Consider the following 22005-nt stretch of genomic DNA (forward strand, 5'->3'; position numbering starts at 1 on the left):
CTCCCAATGAAAAATGCGTTCGCGCCCTTGGTAAGCGCTGCGGTTCTCCTTTAGCATCCGCCTTGCCAATGGAGACGGCGTTTTTCCTGCGTTTTCATTGGTAGAACGTTCTATCCAAATCACAAGGAATCAACCATGGCAACTGCAAAGAAAGCTCCGGCGAAGAAGGCGCCGGCCAAGAAGGCGGCGGCACCTGCCAAGAAGGCAGCCGCTCCGGCAAAGAAGGCGGCAGCGCCGGCCAAGAAGGCCGCCCCCGCCAAGAAGCGCACGCCCAACCCCGCGTTCATGAAGGCCCTGACCCCCAGCCCCGCACTGGCTGCCGTGGTCGGCACCACGCCGCTGCCCCGCACGGCCATCGTGAGCAAGCTGTGGGACTACATCAAGAAGCACGACCTGCAGGACAAGGCCAACAAGCGCAACATCAACGCCGACGCCAAGCTGAAGGAAATCTTCGGCAAGCCGCAGGTCTCGATGTTCGAACTCGCCGCCCTGATCGGCAAGCACGTCAAGTAAGCCATTCCCTGGCGCTTGCGAACAGAAGGCCGGTGCCCTGCACCGGCCTTTTTCTTTCTTGCCTGTTTTCCCGAGCGATCAGGCCTGCACGCCTTCGGAAGCCTGCCTGGCCTGCGCCGCCATGCGGATGGCCGAGAGCGTGCCGCGCGTGCTGATCACTTCGGCATCGAGCGGGATTTCGATCAGCGTGCCCGTGTCGGCCGCCAGCGCGCGCAGCAATGCGGCCTCGAACTGCGAGGTCTCGAGCACCTGTGCGGCCGCATAGCCATAGGCGCGTGCCAGCGCGCAGAAGTCCGGGTTGCGCAAGGCCGTGCCGCTCACGCGCGCCGGATGCTCGCGCTCCTGGTGCATGCGGATGGTGCCGTACATGCCGTTGTTGAGCAGCACGATGATGCTCTTGCCGCCGTGCTGAACGGCGGTGGCCAGCTCCTGGCCGTTCATGAGGAAGTCGCCGTCGCCGGCCATCGTCAGCGCCACGCGGCCCGTGAGCAGGTTGGCGGCGATGCCCGCCGGCACGCCATAGCCCATGGCGCCCGCGGTGGGCGCCAGTTGCGTCTTGTGGCCCTTGGCCAGGCCGTGGTGCCTGAAGAAGCGATGCACCCAGCTTGCGAAGTTGCCCGCTCCGTTGGTCAGCACGGCATCTGCGGGCAGGTGCCGCTGCAGGCAGGCCACGATGGCCGGCATGTCGATGGGCCCGGGCAGCGCCTGCGGCTGCAGGTTGGCCTCGTAGTCGGCATGCACGGCCGCCGCCCAGCCGGACCAGGGCAGCTCGGGCGGCGCGCTGAGCACCTCCAGCGCACGCGCCGCGGCATTCATGGTGGTGTTGAAGACCAGGTCGGCCTGGTAGACGCGGTTGAGCTCTTCCGCGCTGGCATGGAAATGCACCAGCTTTTGTGCAGGTCGAGGCGCGCGCAGAAGCTCATAGCCGCCGGTGGTCATCTCGCCCAGGCGCGGGCCGATGGCTAGGATCAGGTCGGCCTCCTTCACGCGCGCGGCCAGACGGGGGTTGATGCCGATGCCCACGTCGCCGGCGTACAGCGGGTGGTGGTTGTCGAAGGTATCTTGAAAGCGGAAGGCGTTGCCCACGGGCAGTTGCCAGTTCTCGGCAAAGCGCTGCAGGGCCTGGGCCGCCTGCGGGGTCCAGCCTCCACCACCCGCAATGACCAGAGGACGCTGGGAAGCCAGCAGCATCTGGCGCAGCTCGCGCAGCCCACCCGGGTCGGCCCAGGCCAGCGCCGGCTCCACACGCGGCAGCGGCGCGGCCTGCACGGGCGTGCGCAGCATGTCCTCGGGCAGCACCAGCACCACGGGGCCGGGCCGTCCGTTCATCGCGGTGGCGAAGGCGCGTGCCACGTACTCGGGCAGGCGCTGCGGATCGTCCACCCGCTCCACGCGCTTGGCGAAGCCCTTGGTGCTGGGGCCGAAGAAGCTGGCGTAGTCCACCTCCTGGAAGGCCTCGCGGTCACGGTAGTCGCCGCCCACGTCCCCCACCAGCAGCACCATCGGCGTGGAATCCTGGAAGGCCGTGTGCACGCCGATGGAGGCATTGGTGGCACCCGGACCGCGGGTGACGAAGCACACGCCCGGTCGGCCCGTGAGCTTGCCCTGGGCCTCGGCCATGAAGGCGGCCCCGCCCTCCTGCCGGCAGATCACGAAGCGGATGCGCCCCTCGTGCTGATGAAAGCCATCGAGCGCGGCGAGATAGCTTTCGCCCGGCACCCCGAACACATGGCTGACGCCCTGCGCCACAAGACAATCGACGAGAAGGTGACCGGCAAGCAAAGGCGTCATGATGAGTCGGAGGCTGAACAAGCGTGGGACGATTATGTGCAGCCCGGTTGCGACCCCCGATAATTAACCATATAGTGAATTAAAACAAGATGAGCGCGAACCCCTCCAGCCCGGAAACCCGCCTGCGCGATGCCGAGCGCTCGCAGGCAGCCATCCTGCTCGCAGCCCGCGACGAGTTCGCCGGCCACGGGCTGGCGGGCGCGCGCGTGGACCGGATCGCCGAGCGCGCACAGGTCAACAAGCGGCTGATCTACTACTACTTCAACAGCAAGGACGACCTGTTCCTGGCGGTGCTCGAGCAGGCCTATGCCGACATCCGCGCGGCCGAGCGCGAACTCCACCTGACCGACATGCCGCCGGCCCAGGCCATCCGGCGCCTGACCGAGTTCACCTGGGAGTACTACCTCGCGCACCCCGAGTTCCTGACCCTGCTCAACAGCGAGAACCTGCACCAGGGGCGGCATCTGGCCCAGTCCTCGCGTGCGCGCGAGATGAATTCGCCGCTGATCGCCACGCTGGCGCAGATCCTCGAGCGCGGGCGCGCCGAAGGGCTCTTTCGCGGCGGCATCGACCCGGTGCAGCTGTACGTGTCGATCGCCGGCATGGCCTACTTCTACCTGTCCAACAACCACACGCTGTCGGCCATCTTCGGCCGCAGCCTCATGACCCCCAAGGCGCAGCACGAGCGCATCTCGCACATGTGCGACGTGATCCTGGGGTATGTCCTGAAAGGCTGAGCGTCTCCATGCGTTGACGACGCCGGGCGGAGGGCGCCAAAATTAACTCAACAGTTAATTACAACAGCCAGAGACACTGTATGAGCAAGCCTTCCCCCGCGGGCCTCGCCCGCCGCGCCGCCGTTCTGACGGCGCTGACCCTGGCCACCACCTGCGTGTTCGCGCAATGGAAGCCGACCCGCCCCATCAACCTGATCGTGCCCTGGGCCGCCGGCGGCTCCACCGATCAGGTCACGCGCGTGGCGGCACTGGAGATGGAAAAGGCGCTGGGCCAGACCATCGTGATCGTCAATCAGCCCGGCGCCTCGGGCGCCATCGGCACCAAGAGCGCGCTTGATGCGGCCAAGGACGGCTATACCTGGACGGCCGGTGCCGCGCAGGATCTGGGGGCCTACGAGACCCTGGGCAGCCTGAAGACCCGCATGCAGGACTGGCATCTGTTCCTCTCGGTCGCCAACATCCAGGTCATCGGCGTGAACCCCTCCTCGCCCTACAAGGACGCGAAGGATCTGATCGAAGCGATGAAGGCCAAGCCGGGCAAGATCACAGTCGCCACCGCCGGCGTGACATCGGCGGGCCACAACGCGATGGACTTCATCTCCAAGGCCACGGGGGTGAAGTACCGCGAGGTGTCCTATGACGGCGGCAACCCCGCCGTGGTGGCCACTGTGTCTGGCGAAACCGAAGTCACCACACAGCTGGCCGTCGAGCAGGCCGACATGATCCGCGGCAAGCGCCTGCGCGCATTGGCCACGGTGAGCGACAAGCCGCTGGAGCTCGAAGGCTACGGCACCATTCCTGCGCTCTCGGCCCAGGTGCCGGGCTTCAGCGCACCGCCCAACTATTTCGGCATCTTCATCCCCAAGGGTGTGCCGGACGACGTGGTCAAGACCGTCACGAAGATCTGGGACGAGCAGATCACCAAGAGCGAGGCGCTGATGAAGTACGCGCGCCAGCGCGGCGCGTTGTTCAGCCCGCTGTCGGGCGAGGCCGCGCAACAGGCCGTCAAGCCAGCCGTGCAGGCCAATGCCTGGAACCTGTTCGCGGCTGGCAAGGCGAAGGTGTCGCCGGACACGGTCGGCATTCCCAAGCCCTGAGATGGGTTCGCCTGCCAGGGACGCCGACATGAGTTCGCCAATCGGCGCGCAAGCGCAGTCCGCCGAGCAAGGCGGTGCCGATGAAGCCGCACACCCCCGTTCCGACTTCAAGGACGCCATCGGCTGGATGCTGCTGGGCGTGGTGACGCTGGTGGGCGCGCTGCGCATGGACCGGCTCGAAAGCCAGGACATCAACCCCTACACCGTGCCCGGCCTGCTGCCGGGCCTGCTGGGCATCGGGTTGATGCTGCTGGGCGCGCTGATGGCCGTTCGCAGCCTTCGCAGGGGCGCGCTGACTGCGGCCCTGCCGGCCGCCTCGCCGTTGCTGGCACAACAGCGCCGGCGCGTGGCCGTGGCCATCGCCATGTGCGTGGGCTACTCGGTGGTCCTGGTGGGGCATGGCCTGCCCTTCTGGCTGGCCTCTGCCGTCTACATCAGCGCCTCCATCCTGATCTTCCAGCGCATGAGCCAGGAACCGGCCGAGCGCCGACTGGACCTGCGCAGCGGACTCAAGGCGCTGGTGATCGGCGTTGGCATGTCCGTGATCGTCTGGCTGGTCTTCGAACAGGTCTTCCTGGTCCGGCTGCCCTGACAGAGCCCCGCATCCCGTCCTCTTGCGCCCGAGCGGGCCTTCTCTCTCAAGGTTGATCCATGTTGCAAGGACTGTCCGACCTCGGCCAAGCCTATCTGAGCTTCCTCAATCCCATGACCTTGCTGTACGGCCTCGGCGGCGCGTTCGTGGGCATCGTGATGGGCATTCTTCCGGGCCTTTCGGCCACGCTGGCCATTGCCCTGCTGACCACGCTGACCATCAAGCTCAGCCCCAACGACGCCATCCTGGTGCTGATCTGCTCCTACGTGGGCGCGCTGTATGGCGGCTCGCGCACGGCCATCCTGCTGAACATCCCGGGCACCGCCGCCAACGCAGCCTCGTGCGCTGACGGCCACGCACTGGCCCTGAAAGGCCAGGCCGGTCGCGCCATCGGCATCGCCACCAGCGGCGCCTTCGTCAGCACGCTGATCGGCGTGGTCTGCCTGGCACTTTTCACGCCCATGCTGGCCGAGGTGGCGCTGAAGTTCGGCGCATTCGAGTTCTTCTGGCTGGCCCTGTTCGGCGTGACCATGTCGGGCAGCATCGTGGGCAGCGATCCGATCAAGGGCTGGCTGATGGGGCTGCTGGGCCTGCTGCTTGCGCAGGTGGGCCAGGAAAGCCTGTATGCCTACGACCGCTTCACCTTCGGCTGGGACGAACTCTCCGGTGGCATCGGCCTCATCCCGGCACTGGTCGGCGCCTTCGGGCTGGCGGAAGTGCTGACCACGCTGGCCGACCCCATCGAACGCAAGATCGCCGACCTCAAGGACTCCGTGCTGCCGCGCTGGCGCGAAGTGATCCAGTACCGCTGGACCGTGCTGCGCTCGGGGATCATCGGTGTCGCCACGGGCCTGCTGCCCGGCGTGGGCGAAGATGCCGGCGCCTGGATGTCCTATGCATCGGCCAAGGCGCTGAGCAAGAACAAGGAAGAGTTCGGCAAGGGCTCCATCGACGGACTGATGGCCGCCGAGACAGGCGACATGTCCTCCATTCCTGGCCACATCATTCCTTCGCTGGCGCTGGGCATTCCGGGCTCGGCCCCCTCGGCCGTGCTGATGGCCGCCATGATCATCCACGGCGTGCAGCCGGGCCCGATGCTCATGATCGACAACCCGCAGTTCATCTACCACGTGGTGGCCATGACCACGCTGGCCTCCGTCACCATCCTGCTGTTCGGCCTGTTCGGCGTGCGGCCGCTGCTGCAGGTGCTGAAGATCCGCCGCGGCATCCTGATGCCGATCGTCTTCGTGCTGTGCACGGTGGGCGCCTTCGCCACGGCTTCGCGCCTGTTCGATGTGTACGTGATGCTCGCGATCGGCATCGGCGCCTTCTTCCTGCGGCGGCGCGGCTACGAGATGGCGCCCCTGGTCCTGGGCCTGGTGCTGGGCCACCTGCTGGACAAGAGCCTGCGCCGCGGCCTGGTGCTCTCGGACGGCAGCCTGCTGCCCTTCATCACGCGGCCCATCTGCATCGTGTTCGCGGTGGTCACGGTCTTCACCATCCTGATGTACGTGCCGGCCTTCAAGGCGGCCGTGAAGGCTGCCGTCGCTGCCGTCGGTAACCGGCTGGCCACGCTGCTCGGACGCAAGGCCGGCGCATGAAGATCGGCCTGTGCAACGAGGTGCTGGCCAGCCTGCCGCTGGAGCGCCAGTGCGAAACGGCAGCCGCGCTGGGCTACGACGGCCTGGAGATCGCGCCCTTCACGCTGTCGGATGCGCCCGAGCGGATCGGCAGTGCGCAGGCGGCGCGCATCCGCGCCACCGTCGAATCCTTCGGCCTGGTCGTGACCGGCCTGCACTGGCTGCTGGTCAAGCCCGAGGGCCTGTCGCTCACCAGCCCCGACCCCGCCCTGCGGGAGCGCACGGTGCAGGTGATGGAGCGGCTGGTGGGGCTGTGCGCCGAACTGGGCGGCGCGGTGCTGGTGCACGGTTCGCCGCGCCAGCGCGCCATCGCCGAGGGCGACAGCCACGCCACCGCGCTCGCACGCCTGCAGGAAGGCCTGGCGCGCGCCGCGCGCGCGGCCGCGCGCGAGGGCGTCATCTACTGCATCGAACCGCTGTCGCCGCGCGAAACGCCGGTGATCAACACCCTCGCCGAGGGCGCGCAGATCGTGCGGGCGGTGAATGAGCCGGCGCTCAAGACCATGCTCGACTGCAGCGCCGCCGGCCTGAGCGAAGCGCAGGACGTGCCCGCCCTCATCGACCAGTGGCTGCCCACCGACCTCATCGGCCATGTGCAGCTCAACGACCCCAACCGGCGCGGCCCCGGCCAGGGCGCGATGCGCTTCGCGCCCATCCTGTCGGCGCTGCATCGCCACGGCTACGCCGGCGCCATCGGCGTCGAACCCTTCGACTACCTGCCCGACGGCCCCGGCTGCGCAGCCTTCGCGGCCGGCTACCTGCGCGGCCTGCGCGAAGCCCTCGGCTGCTGAAGCACGGCACAAGGCGCCCATGTCCATTCCCTTTCGCATCACCGACATCCAGTTCTACGAGCGCGGCGTTCACATGCGCCTGCCCTTTCGCTTCGGCGTGGTCACGCTCACCGCCTGCCCCCAGGCCTTCGTGCGCGTGCGCATCGAAACGGCCGACGGCCGCAACGCCGAAGGCGCCGCGGCGGAACTGCTGGCGCCCAAGTGGTTCGACAAGAACCTGGCGCTGAGCAACGAAGACAACTTCGAGCAACTGCGCCGCGCGCTGCGGCTTGCGCGCCAGGCCTACCTGGCCGATGCGGGGGCGCGCGACGCCTTCGGCCACTTCAGCGCGCACTACCAGCGGCAGATCGACGCCGCCGCGCGCGAGGGCCTGAACCCGCTGATCGCCTGCTTCGGCCCGGCCCTGATCGACAAGGCCCTGCTGGACGCGCTGTGCCGGGCCGAGGGGCTGCCCTTTCACACGGCGCTGCAGCGCAACCTGCCGGGCATCGATGCGCGCCTCACGCCCGACCTGGCCGGCTTCGACCTCGGCGCCTTTCTGGCCAGCCTGGCGCCTGCGCCCACCATCGCCCTGCGGCACACGGTGGGCATGCTGGACCCGATCACGAACGCCGACATCGCGCAGCGGCTGGACGACGGCCTGCCTGAAAGCCTGCAGGAAGTGGTGGCCGCAACCGGCTGCCGCCACTTCAAGCTCAAGGTGGCGGGCGATGCCGGGCCGGACATTGCACGCCTGACACGCATCGCGCAGGTGCTGGACACGCTGCCCAGCTACCGGATCACGCTCGACGGCAACGAGCAGTTCACCGACGCCACGGCCGCTGCGGCCTTCTGGCAGCGCGTGCAGGCCACACCCGCCCTGCACCGGCTGGCGCAGGCCACGCTCTATATCGAGCAGCCGCTGCCGCGCGCCCTGGCACTGAGCAGCGACGTGCGTCCGCTGGCCGCGATGCGGCCGGTGCTGATCGACGAGTCCGACGCCACGCTGGACGCCTTCCCGCGTGCGCTGGCCTGCGGCTACACGGGTGTGTCGAGCAAGGCCTGCAAGGGCCTTTACCGCTCGCTCCTCAACGCGGCGCGCTGCCGCCAGCGCAACGAACAGGCCCGGCGCGACGGCCGCGAAGCCGCGTACTTCATGTCGGCGGAAGACCTGACCACGCAGGCCGGACTGGCCGTGCAGCAGGACCTGGCCCTGGTCGGCCTGATCGGACTGGGCCACGTGGAGCGCAATGGCCATCACTACGTCGACGGCTTCGGCACCGCGCCAGCCGCCGAAGCGCAGGCCTTCGCCAGCGCCCATGCCGACCTGTACCAGAGCGCCAGCCACCCGCGCCTGCACATCCGGGCCGGGCAACTGGCGCTGGACAGCCTCAATGCGGCGGTGGGCTTTGCCACGGCCACCCATCCGCACTGGGGCACGCTGCAGCCCATGGCATCGGCATAAATCACCAATCGGTTAATTCGAGCCGCCGCGCATGCGGCGTGTGCACCGGCGTGGGCTCGCGCCCACAGGTTCCCGGTCACATCACGTCCTAAATACTAGGGAAAACCATCACATACCCACCGCTAGCAGCGCTTGGCGCCTATCACGGCTCATCCTAAAATTCACATTCAATTCACCAAACAGTGAATTAAACAAGCCCCAGGCTCCTGCAGGGCCTGCACAGACACGGAGACATCATGAAGTTCGCAACCCTTCTTCCCGCGTTGGCCGCACTGAGCCTGAGCACCGCCGCCTTCGCCCAGGACGGCTACCCCAACAAGCCGATCCGCGTGGTGGTGCCCTTCGCCGCCGGCAGCACCACCGACATCATTGCCCGCGCCATCGCCGACAAGATGGGCCAGAGCATGGGCCAGACGCTGGTGGTGGACAACCGCGGCGGCGCCAGCGGCACCATCGGCCAGCAGGTCGTGGCCACGGCGGCGCCGGACGGCTACACGATCATGATCCACTCGTCCTCGCACACGGTCAGCCCCTCCACCTTCGCCAAGCTGCCCTTCGACACGCTGGCCGACTTCGCGCCCGTCACGCCCATCAGCAGCACGCCCAACGTGCTGGTGATCTCGCCGAGCAAGAACATCAAGTCGGTGCAGGACCTCGTGGCCCGCGCCAAGGCCGAGCCCGGCAAGCTGAACTTCGCTTCCGCCGGCCAGGGCAGCGCCACGCACCTGAACGCCGAGAAGTTCAAGATGGCCGCCAAGATCGACGCGACGAACATCCCCTTCAAGGGATCCGGCGAAGCCGTGAGCGAAGTGCTCTCTGGCCGCGTGGACTACTACTTCTCGCCCATCTCGCCGGTCATCGGCCAGATCAAGGACGGCCAGCTGCTGGCTCTGGCCGTGGGCTCGCCCAAGCGCGCCACCGCGCTGCCCGACGTGCCCACCACCGCCGAAGCTGGCGTGCCGGGCTCGGAGTTCAACTTCTGGATCGGCATGATGGCCCCGGCCAAGACGCCCAAGGCCATCGTCAACCGCCTGCACGACGAAGTCGTGAAGGCGCTGGCCACGCCCGAAGTCAAGGAACGCTTCCTCAAGCTGGGCGCCGACGCCTGGACGCTCAAGCCCGAGCAGTTCGACGCCTATATCCGCGACGAGATCAAGAGCAACGCGGCGCTGGTGAAGGCTGCCGGCCTCTCGCCCGCGCAGTAAGCGCCGTTTTTTTCATCCCCTTTCTCCCTTTTCCCCTCAGCAGGCACACACATGGCTACCCAAAGACTCGGACTCATCATGCACGGCGTCACCGGACGCATGGGGATGAACCAGCACCTGATCCGCTCCATCGTCGCGATCCGCGCGCAAGGCGGCGTGACGCTGTCCAACGGCGACAAGGTGATGCCCGACCCGATCCTGATCGGCCGCAACGCCGAGAAGATCGAGGCACTGGCCAAGGCCCATGGCATCGCCCGCTGGGGCACCGACCTGGACGCCGCGCTGGCCAACAAGGACGACACCGTCTTCTTCGACGCCGGCACCACGCAGATGCGCCCCACGCTGCTGGCCAAGGCCATCCGCGCGGGCAAGCATGTGTATTGCGAAAAGCCCATCGCCACCAACCTCAACGAGGCGGTGGAGATCGCGCGCCTGGCCGATGAGGCCGGCAAGGCCACGGGCCTCAAGCACGGCGCCGTGCAGGACAAGCTCTTTTTGCCGGGCCTGCGCAAGCTCGACATGCTGCGCCGCGCCGGCTTCTTCGGCCGCATGCTCAGCGTGCGCCTGGAGTTTGGCTACTGGGTGTTTGAAGGCGATCTGCAGCCCATCCAGCGCCCGAGCTGGAACTACCGCGAAGAAGACGGCGGCGGCATGATCCTGGACATGATGTGCCACTGGCGCTATGTGCTGGACAACCTGTTCGGTGAAGTGCAGTCCATCTCCTGCCTGGGCGCCACGCACATCCCCAAGCGCTGGGACGAGAACGGCAAGGAGTACGTGGCCACGGCCGACGACGCTGCCTACGCCACGGCCGAATTGAAGGGCCACAACGGCGAAAACGTGATCGCGCAGCTGAACATGAGCTGGGCGACGCGCGTGCGCCGCGACGACCTGGTCACCTTCCATGTGGACGGCACCGACGGCTCGGCCGTCGCCGGCCTGCAAAGCTGCCGCGCCCAGTCGCGCGTGGCCACGCCGCGCCCGGTGTGGAACCCGGACATCAAGCAGAACATGAACTTCTTCGACCAGTGGCAGGAGATCCCGGACTCGCAGGTCTACGACAACGGCTTCAAGATCCAGTGGGAGCACTTCATCCGCCACGTGGTGGAAGACGCGCCCTACAAGTGGACCCTGCCCGAAGGCGCCAAGGGCGTGCAGCTGGTCGAGGCCGCGCTGGCCTCGTGGAAGGAACGCCGCTGGATCGACGTGCCGGCCCTGAACGTCTGAGGACACACGCCATGGCTCTTTCGATCAAGCTGCCCACGCCTGCCAGTCTGGCCGACTACGCGCTGCAAGGCACGCCGCTGGCGCGCCCGCCCGCGGGCCTGAAGTTCAACCGCATCGCCTACTCGGCCGCGCATGTGGTGGCCGATCCGCTGGCCGCGGTCGACCCCTGGCTCACGGCCGCCGTGGACTGGGACGCGACCATCGCCTACCGCCAGCACCTGTGGTCGCTGGGCCTGGGCGTGGCCGAAGCCATGGACACGGCCCAGCGCGGCATGGGCCTGGACTGGCCCACTTCGCTGGAGCTGATCCGCCGCTCGCTCGATGCGGCCAAGGACCACCCGGGTGCCTTCGTGGCCTCGGGCTGCGGCACCGACCACCTGGACATCGACGCGGTGAAAACCGTGGACGACGTGATCCGCGGCTACGAAGAGCAGATGGCCGCGATCGAGAAGCTGGGCGGCAAGCTGATCATCATGGCCAGCCGCGCGCTGGCCCGCGTGGCCAGGAGCCCGGCCGACTACGAGCGCGTCTACGGCCGCATCCTGTCGCAGGCGAAACAGCCTGTCGTGCTGCACTGGCTGGGCCCGATGTTCGACCCGGCGCTGGCCGGCTATTGGGGCAGCGACAACGTCGATGCCGCGATGGACACGGCCCTGGCCGTGATCGCCGCCCACCCGAGCAAGGTCGACGGCATCAAGATTTCCCTCCTCGACAAGGACAAGGAAATCGCGATGCGCCGCCGGCTGCCCGCGGGCGTGCGCATGTACACGGGCGACGATTTCAACTATGCCGAGCTGATCGCCGGCGACGGCTGGGGCAGCGAAGTGATGCACGGCCAGAGCGACGCGCTGCTGGGCATCTTCGACGCCATCGCGCCGGCGGCCAGCGCGGCGCTGGGCGAGCTGGCGCAGGGCAACGAAGAAAAGTTCCACGCGATCCTCGGCCCCACGGTGCCGCTGTCGCGCCACATCTTTGCGGCGCCCACGCGCTTCTACAAGACCGGCGTGGTCTTCATGGCCTGGCTCAACGGCCACCAGCAGCACTTCAGCATGGTCGGCGGCCAGCAGAGCACGCGCTCGCTGCAGCACCTGGCCGAGCTGTTCCGCCTGGCCGATGCGGCCAACGTGCTCGAGAAGCCCGAGCTGGCGGTGCAGCGCATGAAGTCGCTGCTGGCCGTGTACGGCATCGACGCCTGAACGAGCAGCCTGCGATGCGCGACTTCTCCGCCAACCACGACTGGCTGTCGATCAACACGGCCACCATCCGCAAGCAGGCCGGCGCCGAAGTGCCGCTGGACCGGCTCATCGACCAGTGCGCCGCCGCCGGCGTGCGCGCCATCAGCCCCTGGCGCGACCAGGTGGCGGCCGTGGGCCTGGACAAGGTCGCGGCCCAGCTCAAGGCGCTGGGCATCGGCCTGTCGGGCTACTGCCGCGGCGGCTTCTTTCCGGCGCCCGACGCCGCGGGCCTCAAGGCCGCGCTGGAGGACAACCGCCGCGCCATCGACGAAGCCAAGACGCTGAACGCCGCCTGCCTGGTGCTGGTGGTGGGCGCCCTGCCCGGCGCGCTGAACGGCAAGGCGGCCTACACCGACCTCGCGCGCGCACGCACCGAGGTGCGCGACGGCATCGCGGCATCCCTCGAGTACGCGCGCGAAGTGGGCATGCCGCTGGCCATCGAGCCGCTGCATCCCATGCAGGCCGCCGACCGCGCCTGCATCAACACGCTGGAGCAGTCGCTGGACCTGTGCGACGAACTGGATGCGCAGCAAAGCGGCATGCTGGGCGTGGCGCTGGACGTCTATCACACCTGGTGGGACCCGAAGCTCGCGCAGCAGATCGCGCGTGCCGGCGACGCGAAGAACACGCGCCTGCTGGCCTACCACGTCTGCGACTGGCTCACGCCCACGCGCGACCTGCTCAACGACCGCGGCATGATGGGCGACGGCGTGATCGAGCTGAAGAAGATCCGCGGCTGGGTGGAGGCCGCGGGCTTTGCGGGCTTCAGCGAAGTCGAGATCTTCTCGAGCCTGGACTGGTGGCAGCGCAGCGGCGAAGAAACGCTGGCCACCTGCATCGAGCGCCATCGCAGCGTGGTCTGAGGCGCTGCTGCAGCAACGCACCGTGGCGGCGCCTGGTTTTGACCCAGCGCCAGCACGACGCGCGCATCGCCCCTATGCTCGCGCCCGCATGACCGTTTCCACCTCCAAGCCCCTGGCCGCCGCGCCCCACCGCCACCCGCACGCGCTGCGCGCCGTGCTCATGATGATCGGGGCCTCGGGCTTCTTCGTGGCCAATGACGCAGTGGCCAAGTACGTCAGCCAGATCCTGCCCTCGGCCCAGCTCATCGTGATGCGCAGTGCCATCGTGGTGCTGCTGATGCTGCTGCTGGCCTGGCACCAGGGCGTGCTGCGCCGCGTGCCGCAGCTGGCCCACCCGCGCGTGCTGGCGCGCAGCGCCACCGATGCGCTGGGCACGGCCATGTACCTGTTCTCGCTGTTCCAGCTGCCGCTGGCCAATGCCACGGCCATCAACCAGGGCGCGCCGCTGTTCATGACCCTGTTCGCCGTGCTCTTCCTGCACGAAAAAGCTTCGCCGATGCGCTGGGCCGCGGTGGGCGTGGGCTTTGCGGGCGTGCTGCTGGTGGTGCGCCCCACCGGCGAGGGCTTCAACGCCTGGGCACTGCTGTGCCTGGCCGGCACCTTGCTGCATGCGCTGCGCGACCTGCTCACGCGCCGGCTCGATCCCACCCTGCCCTCCACCGTGGCCACGCTGTCCAGTGCGCTGGCCCTGGGCCTGCTGGCGGCGCTGCTGCTGCCGATGCAGGGCGTCAAGCCGGTCACGCTGCCCACGCTGGGCCTGATCACGCTGGGCGCCGGCTTCCTGTGCGGCGCCTTCCTGCTCCTGATCGGCGGACTGCGGCTGGGCGAGATCTCGCTGCTGGCCCCCTTCCGCTACAGCGGCCTGCTGTTTGCGGTGCTGCTGGGCTACCTGGTCTGGGGCCATGTGCCCGACATGTGGGGCCTGCTGGGCATCGCCCTGCTCGTCGTCTCGGGCCTGCTGGTGATGCGCGGCGAGCGCGGCCGGGCCCGCCGCGCCGCGGCGGGTGCGCAACCGGGGTGACAGCGCGGTCTTTGGCCGCTCCCTAGAATCGCGGCCGCAGCGCGCCTCTGGCGCGCCGCAAGCGTTCTCAGGGCGGGGTGGAATTCCCCACCGGCGGTGATGGCGACGGGCAACCGTCGCACAAGCCCGCGAGCGGTCCGTGTGCCAGTCATGCGGATGTCAGCAGACCCGGTGTGACTCCGGGGCCGACGGTCACAGTCCGGATGAAAGAGAGCGCGATCGCCCTGGCGGTCGGCCTTGCCTTGGCGGCAAGGCGGCCGCCATGCGCTCGTGCGTTCAAGCGCCCTGATTCAGGAAACCCCTTTTCAAGACAAAAGGCACCATGAGTCAGCTCAACGACCTTCCCCTCAGCTCCACCGTCGCTTCGGGCGACCAGCGCATCGCGCTCGTCGAAGCACAGTGGCATTCGGACATCGTGCACCAGGCGCGCGACGCCTTCCTCGAAGAGATGGCGCGCCAGGGCTTTGCGCGCGATCGCATCGACATCTTCGACGTGCCCGGCGCCTTCGAGATCCCGCTGCACGCGCAGCGCCTGGCCCGCTCGGGCCGCTATGCGGCCGTGGTGTGCTGCGCGCTGGTGGTCGACGGCGGCATCTACCGCCACGAGTTCGTGGCCACCACGGTTGTCAATGCGCTGATGACGCTGCAGCTGGACACGGGCGTGCCCATGATCTCCGCCGTGCTCACGCCGCACCATTTCCATGAGCACATCGAGCACCGCAAGTACTTCCACCGCCACTTCGCGATCAAGGGCACCGAGGCGGCGCAAGCCTGCGTGAAGACCATCGCGGGCCTGCAGCAGGTGGACGCGCTGCTGGCCGGCTGAGCGCGTAGGCGAAGGGCGCATTGCTGCGCCCGCGCGCTTGCGCCCCCGGGTGCAGCCCGCCACACTGCGCGCATGACCGACGCCGCTGCACCCCACTACACGCTGTACGGCGCGCCGGGCTCCGGCGCGGTGCCTGTCCATGCCGCGCTCACGCTCATCGGCGCCCCCGTGCAGACGGTGGACATGGCGCCCTGGGAAAGCGAGGCCGAGCGCGAGCGCGCGGCGCAGGTGAACCCCGCGCGCCAGGTGCCGGCCCTGCGCACGCCCGAAGGCGAGCTGCTCACCGAAAGCGCGGCCCTCTTGATCTGGCTGGGCGACCGCCATCCGCAGGCCGGCCTGGCGCCGGCCATCGACCATCCGCTGCGCGGCCAGTACCTGCGCTGGATGAGCTACGTGGCCACGCAGATCTATGCGCTGTTCTGGGTGCGTGACGAGCCCTCGCGGCTGGTGCCCGACGCAGCCGCACAGCCCGCGCTGCTGGAACTCAGCGCGCAACGCATCGCCCATTGCTGGCAGCTGATGGACCGGCAGATGCGCGACATCACCCCGACCGGTGCACCCTACCTGCTGGGCGAGCGGATCGGCATGCTGGACCTGTACGTGGCCGTGGTCTCGCGCTGGACGCCGCGCCGCGCGCGCTTTGCCAAGGAGGCGCCGCACCTGATGGCCGCCGTGCGGCGCGTGGACGCCGAGCCGCGCCTGCAGGCCTTCTGGGCCGAGCGGTTTCCGTTCACGGCCGACGACGCCGTGGCCGGCGACTGAGCGGCGCGCGGGTCATCAGGCGCCGCAAGCTGCCTTGTCGCCCGCGCGCTCGAAGCGCGTGCCAGCAGCCAGCCCCGCCACACCGGCTTTGACTTCCAGCGCGCCTTCGCGCCAGTGCAGGGCCGGCCGCAGCGGGCCGCCCACGGGGGCCGGCAGTTCGGCACCCACGATGCGGCCCTTCCAGCGCTGCGCCGACGCGCCGGGCAGCTGCAGCTGCGCGCTGTATTGCTGGTGCCGCTGCGCGAATCGCAGCGCCCCGGCACCCGCGCACCACAGCCCTTCGACCGGGGCCGGCACGCGCCACATGTGGATGCGGCTGGACTTCTCCAGCCCCACCTTCTTGTCGGGCACGTCCACCTTCACGCTGCGGTCGGGCTTCCAGTCGCCCATGTCCCAGTCATGCGAGACGATGCGCGTGCCCGGCGCCATGCGCAGCAGGCGCGGCCGCAGCTGCAGGTTCACCTCGGGCAGCAGGTACATGGTGATCACGCTGGCCGACGAGAGGTCGGTGTCGAAGATGTCCTGCGTGCGGAACTCGACCTTGCCTGCCACGCCGGCGCGGCGCGCGTTGGCGCGGCTCTTTTCCACCAGATCAGGCACCAGCTCCACGCCCAGGCCGCTGGCGCCGAACTGGCGCGCGGCCGTGATGACGATGCGGCCGTCGCCCGAACCCAGGTCGATCACATGGTCCGCCGCGCCCACCTCGGCGATGCGCAGCATCTCCAGCGTCACATGGTCGGGCGTGGTGATGAAGGGCACTTCTTCAGAGAGCTGCGCATGGGCACAGGCCGCGCCAGCGGCCAGCAGCGCAAGCGTGGCCGTGCGGGGAATCCGGAGGAACAGGGACATGGCGCCGAGTATGGCGTGCGGCCCTTCGCTTATCGCCACAATCCCCCCATGCCTTCCGCCACCGACTTTCCCATCACCCTCTTCCACAACCCCGCCTGCGGCACCTCGCGCAAGACGCTGGCCCTGCTGCAGGAACGCGGCTTCGAGCCCACGGTGGTGGAGTATCTGAAGACCCCGCTTGACGAAGCCGGCCTGCGCGCCGTGATTGCCGAAATGGGCACCGGCGCGCGCGCCCTGCTGCGCGAGAAGGAAGCGCTGGCCGAGGAACTGGGCCTGCGCGATGCCGCGCGCAGCGACGACGAGCTGCTGGCCGCGATGGCCAGGCACCCCATCCTCATGAACCGCCCCGTGGTGCGCACGCCGCTGGGCACAAAGCTGTGCCGGCCGCAGGAGCTGGTGCTGGATCTGCTGCCCGCAGCTTGATCAGCCACGCCAAGCCAGCAGGCCCTCTATCGCCTCCCACTCCTGCGCCGTCACGGGCGTGATCGACAGCCGGTTGCCCCGCTGCAGCAGGCGCATGTCGGCCAGCGCGGGCACGCCGCGCAACTCGGGCAGGCCCAGCAGCCGCGTCTTGCGCAGGGCCTGCACGTCCAGCAGCAGCCAGCGCGGCGCATCGGCGGGCGACTTGGGGTCGTAGTACGGCGAGCGGGCGTCGAACTGCGTGGGATCCGGCCGCACGCCCGAGGCCACGCGCGCCAGGCCTGCGATGCCGGGCTCGGGGCAGCTCGAGTGGTAGAAGAGCACGCCGTCACCGACTCGCATCTGGTCGCGCATGAAGTTGCGCGCCTGGTAGTTGCGCACGCCGGTCCAGGGCACGGTCTGCCGCGGCGCGGCCAGCGCATCGTCGATGGAGCACTCATCGGGCTCCGACTTCATCAGCCAGTACTGGGGGGCGGTGGGGGCGCTGCTCATGGCCGCAGATTCTGACGGTTCAAGCATCGCGAGGGAATGCGCCGAATGCGGGCGAGAAGCCGCCGGCCTCAGGCGGAGGCGGAAGCGGCCGGCACCGGCAGCAGTTCGCGCCGGGCGCGCCGCACGTTGAAGGCGCTGGCGATCAGCACCGCCTGCACCAGCGCCAGGCCCAGGATCACGGCGCGGTGTTGGCCGTGGTCCATGAGCCGGCCGAAGATCAGCGGCGCCAGCGCCTGGCCGATGTCCAGCCCTGCATAGACCACGCCGTACACGCGGCCGCTGGCATTGGCCGGCGTCGAGCGCTTGACGATCAGGTCGCGCGAGGGGCCCGCGATACCCGAGGCAAAGCCCATCGCGCCAAAGAGCACCGGCACCACCACGGGCGCGAAGTCCGCCAGCGCCATCACCAGCGTGATGAGGGCCGCTGCGCCAAAGCCTGCACCCACGATGCGCTCGCAGCGCGCGGGGTCGGAGGCCAGGAATCCGCCCAGCACCATGCCTGCCGAGTTGGCCACCATGTACACCGTCAGGCAGATGGCCACCAGCGCCACCGGCACGGCGTGCAGCTTGCCGGCCGCCACGGGCGCGAAGGTCTGCACCACGCTGATGACCATCGCGTAGAAAAAGAAGAAGCCGAAGCACATCCACACGGCGGGAATGCGCAGGAAGCCGAACTCGCCGCCCGCTTCCGCACCTGCTGCGGCAGGCCCTGCGGACCGATGCACGGGCTTGACCTCCAGTGCCAGCGCAGCGCGGTTGAACCACAGCAGCGCCAGCACCACGAAGGCCAGCACACCGGCCGCCGCCAGCGCCACGCGCCACGAGAAGGCCAGCGCCAGCGGCACCACGAAGGCCGGCGCCAGCGCCCAGCCCAGGCTGCCGGTGATGCCGTGCACGCTGTAGGCATGGCCCAGACGAGTGGACGCCACCTTGCGGTTGAACAGCGTGTAGTCGGCCGGGTGGAACACGCCATTGCCAATGCCGCCGACCACGGCACTGAGCATCAGCACCCAGTAGTTGGGCGCCAGCGCATAGCCGAAGGCGCCCAGGCCCAGCAGCGCGAGGCCGACGAACAGCACCGGCCGCGGCCCCATGCGGTCGACCACGAAGCCCGAGGCCGCCTGCACGATGCACGAGACCACGAAGAACACCGTGAGCACCGCGCCCAGCTGCGTGTAGCTGACGCCGAAATCGTCCTTGAGCCAGGGAAACAGCGGCGCCAGCAGCAACTGGCTGAAATGGCTGATGGCATGCGCGATGCCCACCAGGCCGATCAGCCGGGCGTCGGAGCCGAGGCTGGATGGGGGCGCGTCGGAAGCGGAGGAGGAAGTCATGGCGGTCGCTGCGGATGAAAAAAGATCTTGGTGTTGTCGTGAGCCAACCCGGTGGGCGCCGGGCGCCTTCGGGTGACTGCATCGATGCTAGGCCAGCACATCGCGGCAGAATGGCGATACAGAGACAATCATTGTCGAAACCATGCCAAGCCGTTCCGAGCCCGCCCGCCATGCCCCGTCGCCGCCGGCAGCCAGCCACAGCGTAGGGCCGCTCACGCCGCACCTGTACATGCCCGATGCCGTGCGCCCGCTGCGGGCCAAGGAGCATTTCCTCTCGGGCGACACGCAGGTGGAGCTGCACGCGCATCCCTGGCCGCAGCTGACCTTCTCGACCCGCGGCGTGATCCGGCTGAGCACCGCCGACGGCACCTGGATCGTGCCACCCTCGCGCGCGCTGTGGGTGCCGGCCGATGTGCCGCACAGCATCAACCTGATCGAGGACGCCGAGCTGCGCACGGTCTACCTGCACCGGTGGCTGGGCCCCGAATGGACGCGCTGCGAGGTGCTGGAGATCAGCCCGCTGCTGCGCGCGCTGCTGCTGGCGCTGGACACCACGCCCGACGGCCGGCCGCCAGCCGACGCGCAGGCCGCGCAGCGCGAGCGCTGGATCGCCCCGCTGCTGGTGAACGAGCTGGAGCGCGCGACGCAGATCCGCATCGACGTGCCGCTGCCGCAGGACAAGCGGCTTCGCATGCTGTGCGAGGCCATGCTGCGCAACCCCGCCGACCGAGCCACGCTGGCCGAACGTGCGGCCACCATCGGCGCCAGCGAGCGCACCGTGGCGCGGCTGTTTCGCAACCACATGGGCATGAGCTGGCAGCAGTGGCGCCAGCAGGCCGTGCTGGCCCATGCGCTGCCGCTGCTGGCCCGCGGCATGGCCGTGAGCCAGGTGGCCGCCGCCAGCGGCTACACCACCGACAGCGCCTTCTGCGCCATGTTCAAGCAGGCCACGGGCAAGTCACCGACGGCCTTCCAGCCGCGGCGCCAGCGTGCCGCGCCCCGGCAGTGACCGTACAAATTGTACAATTTGGCCATCTCTTCTTTTGCAGAGGATTGCCATGATCAGTTACTCCGCCAGCGAGGCCAAACAGAACTTCGCCGCCATGCTCGATGCGGCGGCGCGGCAGCCCGTGGTCATTCGCCGGCACGACCGGGACGTGGCGATGGTCATCTCGCCCGAGGAATACCAGCGGCTGCATGCGCTGAATGTGGAACGCTTTCTGGCCCACTGCGACCAGATGGCCGCCGAAGCCAAGGCCAATGGGATGACTGAAGAGATCCTGGAACAGTTGCTGGCCCGCGATGACTGAACGCCTGGCGGGCAGCGGACGCTGGGTCGTCGACACCAATGTGTTGATCGGTCGCGCCTTCTGGCCTGCTGGCACCGCAGGCCGGGCGGTCAGCCAAGCCACACAGCTGGGCGGCAAGTTGCTCATGAGCGCCGCCACGTTGGGCGAATTGCATGACGTGCTGCATCGCCCGCGCTTCGACCGCTTTGCCTCTGCGCAGACCCGCCGCGAGTTCCTGGAATATCTGGCGCCGCTGCTCGAACTCATCCACCCCGCCACCCCCATCCGCGCCTGCCGCGACCCGAAGGACGACAAGTTCCTGGACGTCGCGGTGCACGGCCAGGCCGACGCGCTGATCACCGGCGATGCCGACCTGCTGGCCCTGCATCCCTTCCACGGCCTGCCCATCCTGTCGCCGACCGACTTCCTTCAATACCTGGGCGAGGACCCTTCCGAGGCGCCGGGCCACCGCGTGCAGGAAGGCCCCCCGCCCCGCTATCGCGGTTCCGGCTTCGCGCCCCTGCCCGCGCGCCTGGCCGCTTTTCTGCGCGCGCGCCACGGCCTGGACGCACCCTCGCCCTGACGCGCGGGTTCACCGCCAAGCAAAGAGGCTGCCGCCTACCCCCGATCCGCGCAAGCGTTTGCACACTCTGCAGGCCGCCGTTGGAGCCGGCGCCTGCGGAGTCAGAAAAAAGATGCTGGATCTGGAACTCGATGCCTGGGAACTGCTGGTGCGCGCTGCAGTCGCCTATGCGGTTCTGCTGCTGATGATGCGGCTGACCGGCAAGCGCACGGTCGGCCAGTTCACGCCCTTCGATCTGCTGGTGGTGATGCTGATCAGCGAAGCCGCCGGCCCGTCGATGACCGGCGACGACCATTCCCTGCCTGGCGGCCTGCTGGTGTGCCTGGTGCTGATTGCGCTGAACGCGCTGGTGGGCATGCTCACCGCGCGCAGCCGCACGGCCGAAAGGCTGCTGGAAGGCGAAGCCGTGCTGCTGGGCCGCGACGGCGCGATCTTCGACACCGTGCGCAAGAAGCACCGCGTCTCGCGCAACGACATCGAACAGGCGCTGCGCGAAGCCGACTGCGAGCTGCAGGACATGCGCTATGTCTTCCTCGAAGCCAACGGCAGCGTGAGCGTCCAGCGCCGCCGCGAGCCGCCGCAGCATTCGAAATGAGGTGCTTCCCGCCTCAGGCCGCCTGCTCGATCTGCTGTGCCTCGGCCAGCACGCTGAGCTTCTGGTCGGTGGCCTGCTCTTCCTTGAGCGTGGCCTGCAGCAGCGGCACGGCTTGGGCCAGGCCCAGCTTCTTGGCCATCAGGATCAGCGAGGTGTAGCTCGCGATCTCGTAGTGCTCGGCCTTCTGGGCGGCGCCGATGAGCGCAGCATCCAGCACCGGCCCCTCCTCCACCTGGTCCATCATCGACGTGGCCTCCTCGATCAGCCCGGCCATGCCCTCGCACTTGATGCGCTTGAGCTTGAGGCCGGCCGCTTCGGCCAATTCCTCGATGCGCGCCACCTGGCCGCGCGTTTCCTCCAGATGGGCCTCGAAGGCCGCTGCCAGCTCGGGGTCGGTGGCGTGCTTGGCCATCTTGGGCAGCGAGCGGGTCATCTGCTTCTCGGCGCTGTAGGTGTCGGACAGCTCATGGATGAAGAGTTCGTGGACGGCTTTGATCGGCATGAAAAGCTCCTTTGAAAGTGATGGAGAAGCCCTGGATGCTTGGTGCGCGTGCCAGCCGCATGTGTAGGCGCGCGGCGCAGCACGTCGTCCGCGCCCGAAGGGCCCCACGTCAGGCGGCGGCTGGCGCACGAAAGTACGCGTGGCAGCCCCGCTTCAGCACCGATCGCTGCATGCGACACAATCGTCGGCATTCGCGC

The 22005-nt window shown here is 68.7% G+C and carries 24 protein-coding genes and 1 riboswitch; of the genes, 19 read left to right on the top strand and 5 right to left on the bottom strand.

Going from position 1 to position 22005, the window contains the following annotated elements:
• The first annotated feature begins 135 nt into the window (after positions 1-135).
• On the top strand, positions 136-513 hold the full coding sequence (locus PGB34_RS06795) for an SWIB/MDM2 domain-containing protein (protein ID WP_271427303.1): 378 nt from the start codon (positions 136-138) through the stop codon (positions 511-513).
• A gap of 78 nt (positions 514-591) precedes the next feature.
• Here the strand turns inward: PGB34_RS06795 and PGB34_RS06800 are convergent, their stop codons facing one another.
• On the bottom strand, positions 592-2304 hold the full coding sequence (locus tag PGB34_RS06800) for a thiamine pyrophosphate-binding protein (protein ID WP_271427304.1): 1713 nt from the start codon (positions 2302-2304) through the stop codon (positions 592-594).
• Positions 2305-2393: 89 nt separating this feature from the next.
• Between PGB34_RS06800 and PGB34_RS06805 the strand changes: the two genes are divergently transcribed.
• From PGB34_RS06805 to PGB34_RS06865, 13 genes are all read left to right on the top strand, one after another.
• A complete protein-coding gene (locus tag PGB34_RS06805) occupies positions 2394-3041 on the top strand; it encodes a TetR/AcrR family transcriptional regulator (protein ID WP_271427305.1) in 648 nt (215 codons plus the stop codon).
• Positions 3042-3121: 80 nt separating this feature from the next.
• The gene (locus PGB34_RS06810; protein ID WP_271427306.1) at positions 3122-4138 is read left to right on the top strand and encodes a Bug family tripartite tricarboxylate transporter substrate binding protein; all 1017 of its coding nucleotides are present in this window, start codon (positions 3122-3124) and stop codon (positions 4136-4138) included.
• Positions 4139-4166: 28 nt separating this feature from the next.
• Complete coding sequence (locus PGB34_RS06815) at positions 4167-4730, top strand: tripartite tricarboxylate transporter TctB family protein (RefSeq protein ID WP_271427307.1); 564 nt, start codon at positions 4167-4169, stop codon at positions 4728-4730.
• 59 nt (positions 4731-4789) lie between these two features.
• Positions 4790-6331, top strand: coding sequence for a tripartite tricarboxylate transporter permease (locus PGB34_RS06820; RefSeq protein ID WP_271427308.1), 1542 nt, complete (start codon positions 4790-4792; stop codon positions 6329-6331).
• Positions 6328-7161: a sugar phosphate isomerase/epimerase family protein gene (locus PGB34_RS06825; protein WP_271427309.1), complete on the top strand. Its 834-nt coding sequence runs from the start codon at positions 6328-6330 to the stop codon at positions 7159-7161. Before PGB34_RS06820 ends, PGB34_RS06825 begins: the two co-directional genes overlap by 4 nt.
• 19 nt (positions 7162-7180) lie before the next feature.
• A complete protein-coding gene (locus PGB34_RS06830; protein WP_271427310.1) occupies positions 7181-8605 on the top strand; it encodes an enolase C-terminal domain-like protein in 1425 nt (474 codons plus the stop codon).
• Between the two features lie 236 nt (positions 8606-8841).
• The gene (locus tag PGB34_RS06835) at positions 8842-9810 is read left to right on the top strand and encodes a tripartite tricarboxylate transporter substrate binding protein (protein WP_271427311.1); all 969 of its coding nucleotides are present in this window, start codon (positions 8842-8844) and stop codon (positions 9808-9810) included.
• Positions 9811-9861: 51 nt separating this feature from the next.
• Positions 9862-11037 carry a Gfo/Idh/MocA family protein gene (locus PGB34_RS06840; protein WP_271427312.1) on the top strand — a complete coding sequence of 392 codons (1176 nt, stop codon included), beginning with the start codon at positions 9862-9864 and terminating at the stop codon, positions 11035-11037.
• 11 nt (positions 11038-11048) lie between these two features.
• Positions 11049-12233, top strand: coding sequence for a dihydrodipicolinate synthase family protein (locus tag PGB34_RS06845; RefSeq protein ID WP_271427313.1), 1185 nt, complete (start codon positions 11049-11051; stop codon positions 12231-12233).
• A 14-nt stretch (positions 12234-12247) separates the two neighbouring features.
• Positions 12248-13135, top strand: coding sequence for a sugar phosphate isomerase/epimerase family protein (locus PGB34_RS06850; RefSeq protein WP_271427314.1), 888 nt, complete (start codon positions 12248-12250; stop codon positions 13133-13135).
• Between the two features lie 88 nt (positions 13136-13223).
• A complete protein-coding gene (locus PGB34_RS06855; RefSeq protein ID WP_271427315.1) occupies positions 13224-14156 on the top strand; it encodes a DMT family transporter in 933 nt (310 codons plus the stop codon).
• Positions 14157-14215: 59 nt separating this feature from the next.
• A riboswitch (FMN riboswitch) is annotated at positions 14216-14375 on the top strand.
• A gap of 103 nt (positions 14376-14478) precedes the next feature.
• Complete coding sequence (locus PGB34_RS06860; protein ID WP_271427316.1) at positions 14479-14982, top strand: 6,7-dimethyl-8-ribityllumazine synthase; 504 nt, start codon at positions 14479-14481, stop codon at positions 14980-14982.
• A 72-nt stretch (positions 14983-15054) separates the two neighbouring features.
• Positions 15055-15744 carry a glutathione S-transferase family protein gene (locus PGB34_RS06865; RefSeq protein WP_271427317.1) on the top strand — a complete coding sequence of 230 codons (690 nt, stop codon included), beginning with the start codon at positions 15055-15057 and terminating at the stop codon, positions 15742-15744.
• Between the two features lie 15 nt (positions 15745-15759).
• Here the strand turns inward: PGB34_RS06865 and PGB34_RS06870 are convergent, their stop codons facing one another.
• Complete coding sequence (locus PGB34_RS06870; RefSeq protein WP_271427318.1) at positions 15760-16593, bottom strand: SAM-dependent methyltransferase; 834 nt, start codon at positions 16591-16593, stop codon at positions 15760-15762.
• 48 nt (positions 16594-16641) lie between these two features.
• Between PGB34_RS06870 and arsC the strand changes: the two genes are divergently transcribed.
• Positions 16642-17016, top strand: a complete 375-nt coding sequence (gene arsC, locus PGB34_RS06875; protein ID WP_271427319.1) for an arsenate reductase (glutaredoxin) — start codon at positions 16642-16644, stop codon at positions 17014-17016.
• On the opposite strand, the gene PGB34_RS06880 is transcribed toward arsC, so the two are convergent.
• Positions 17017-17505, bottom strand: a complete 489-nt coding sequence (locus PGB34_RS06880) for an EVE domain-containing protein (protein ID WP_271427320.1) — start codon at positions 17503-17505, stop codon at positions 17017-17019. It abuts the gene before it with no gap.
• 68 nt (positions 17506-17573) lie between these two features.
• On the bottom strand, positions 17574-18839 hold the full coding sequence (locus PGB34_RS06885) for an MFS transporter (protein ID WP_271427321.1): 1266 nt from the start codon (positions 18837-18839) through the stop codon (positions 17574-17576).
• A gap of 142 nt (positions 18840-18981) precedes the next feature.
• Here PGB34_RS06885 and PGB34_RS06890 point away from each other — a divergent pair, with 142 nt between their 5' ends.
• The 4 genes from PGB34_RS06890 (at position 18982) to PGB34_RS06905 (ending at position 21306) form a co-directional block, all read left to right on the top strand.
• A complete protein-coding gene (locus PGB34_RS06890) occupies positions 18982-19848 on the top strand; it encodes an AraC family transcriptional regulator (RefSeq protein WP_271427322.1) in 867 nt (288 codons plus the stop codon).
• 49 nt (positions 19849-19897) lie between these two features.
• Complete coding sequence (locus PGB34_RS06895; RefSeq protein WP_271427323.1) at positions 19898-20149, top strand: type II toxin-antitoxin system Phd/YefM family antitoxin; 252 nt, start codon at positions 19898-19900, stop codon at positions 20147-20149.
• On the top strand, positions 20142-20711 hold the full coding sequence (locus PGB34_RS06900) for a putative toxin-antitoxin system toxin component, PIN family (protein WP_271427324.1): 570 nt from the start codon (positions 20142-20144) through the stop codon (positions 20709-20711). Before PGB34_RS06895 ends, PGB34_RS06900 begins: the two co-directional genes overlap by 8 nt.
• Before the next feature lie 112 nt (positions 20712-20823).
• Positions 20824-21306, top strand: coding sequence for a DUF421 domain-containing protein (locus tag PGB34_RS06905; RefSeq protein WP_271427325.1), 483 nt, complete (start codon positions 20824-20826; stop codon positions 21304-21306).
• Between the two features lie 13 nt (positions 21307-21319).
• Here PGB34_RS06905 and PGB34_RS06910 read toward each other — a convergent pair whose 3' ends face one another.
• On the bottom strand, positions 21320-21808 hold the full coding sequence (locus tag PGB34_RS06910) for a YciE/YciF ferroxidase family protein (protein ID WP_271427326.1): 489 nt from the start codon (positions 21806-21808) through the stop codon (positions 21320-21322).
• Between the last annotated feature and the right edge of the window lie 197 nt (positions 21809-22005).

It is taken from the genome of Xenophilus arseniciresistens (genome assembly GCF_028023875.1).
Classification (GTDB): Bacteria; Pseudomonadota; Gammaproteobacteria; order Burkholderiales; family Burkholderiaceae_C; genus Xenophilus; species Xenophilus arseniciresistens.

Coding starts and splice junctions, on each gene's coding strand:
- PGB34_RS06845 (WP_271427313.1), top strand. CDS start 11,049: ATGGCTCTTTCGATCAAGCTGCCCACGCCTGCCAGTCTGGCCGACTAC.
- PGB34_RS06815 (WP_271427307.1), top strand. CDS start 4,167: ATGAGTTCGCCAATCGGCGCGCAAGCGCAGTCCGCCGAGCAAGGCGGT.
- PGB34_RS06820 (WP_271427308.1), top strand. CDS start 4,790: ATGTTGCAAGGACTGTCCGACCTCGGCCAAGCCTATCTGAGCTTCCTC.
- PGB34_RS06910 (WP_271427326.1), bottom strand. CDS start 21,808: ATGCCGATCAAAGCCGTCCACGAACTCTTCATCCATGAGCTGTCCGAC.
- PGB34_RS06800 (WP_271427304.1), bottom strand. CDS start 2,304: ATGACGCCTTTGCTTGCCGGTCACCTTCTCGTCGATTGTCTTGTGGCG.
- PGB34_RS06865 (WP_271427317.1), top strand. CDS start 15,055: ATGACCGACGCCGCTGCACCCCACTACACGCTGTACGGCGCGCCGGGC.
- PGB34_RS06885 (WP_271427321.1), bottom strand. CDS start 18,839: ATGACTTCCTCCTCCGCTTCCGACGCGCCCCCATCCAGCCTCGGCTCC.
- PGB34_RS06905 (WP_271427325.1), top strand. CDS start 20,824: ATGCTGGATCTGGAACTCGATGCCTGGGAACTGCTGGTGCGCGCTGCA.
- PGB34_RS06895 (WP_271427323.1), top strand. CDS start 19,898: ATGATCAGTTACTCCGCCAGCGAGGCCAAACAGAACTTCGCCGCCATG.
- PGB34_RS06880 (WP_271427320.1), bottom strand. CDS start 17,505: ATGAGCAGCGCCCCCACCGCCCCCCAGTACTGGCTGATGAAGTCGGAG.
- PGB34_RS06835 (WP_271427311.1), top strand. CDS start 8,842: ATGAAGTTCGCAACCCTTCTTCCCGCGTTGGCCGCACTGAGCCTGAGC.
- PGB34_RS06890 (WP_271427322.1), top strand. CDS start 18,982: ATGCCAAGCCGTTCCGAGCCCGCCCGCCATGCCCCGTCGCCGCCGGCA.
- PGB34_RS06900 (WP_271427324.1), top strand. CDS start 20,142: ATGACTGAACGCCTGGCGGGCAGCGGACGCTGGGTCGTCGACACCAAT.
- PGB34_RS06830 (WP_271427310.1), top strand. CDS start 7,181: ATGTCCATTCCCTTTCGCATCACCGACATCCAGTTCTACGAGCGCGGC.
- arsC (WP_271427319.1), top strand. CDS start 16,642: ATGCCTTCCGCCACCGACTTTCCCATCACCCTCTTCCACAACCCCGCC.
- PGB34_RS06840 (WP_271427312.1), top strand. CDS start 9,862: ATGGCTACCCAAAGACTCGGACTCATCATGCACGGCGTCACCGGACGC.
- PGB34_RS06870 (WP_271427318.1), bottom strand. CDS start 16,593: ATGTCCCTGTTCCTCCGGATTCCCCGCACGGCCACGCTTGCGCTGCTG.
- PGB34_RS06860 (WP_271427316.1), top strand. CDS start 14,479: ATGAGTCAGCTCAACGACCTTCCCCTCAGCTCCACCGTCGCTTCGGGC.
- PGB34_RS06850 (WP_271427314.1), top strand. CDS start 12,248: ATGCGCGACTTCTCCGCCAACCACGACTGGCTGTCGATCAACACGGCC.
- PGB34_RS06825 (WP_271427309.1), top strand. CDS start 6,328: ATGAAGATCGGCCTGTGCAACGAGGTGCTGGCCAGCCTGCCGCTGGAG.
- PGB34_RS06805 (WP_271427305.1), top strand. CDS start 2,394: ATGAGCGCGAACCCCTCCAGCCCGGAAACCCGCCTGCGCGATGCCGAG.
- PGB34_RS06810 (WP_271427306.1), top strand. CDS start 3,122: ATGAGCAAGCCTTCCCCCGCGGGCCTCGCCCGCCGCGCCGCCGTTCTG.
- PGB34_RS06795 (WP_271427303.1), top strand. CDS start 136: ATGGCAACTGCAAAGAAAGCTCCGGCGAAGAAGGCGCCGGCCAAGAAG.
- PGB34_RS06855 (WP_271427315.1), top strand. CDS start 13,224: ATGACCGTTTCCACCTCCAAGCCCCTGGCCGCCGCGCCCCACCGCCAC.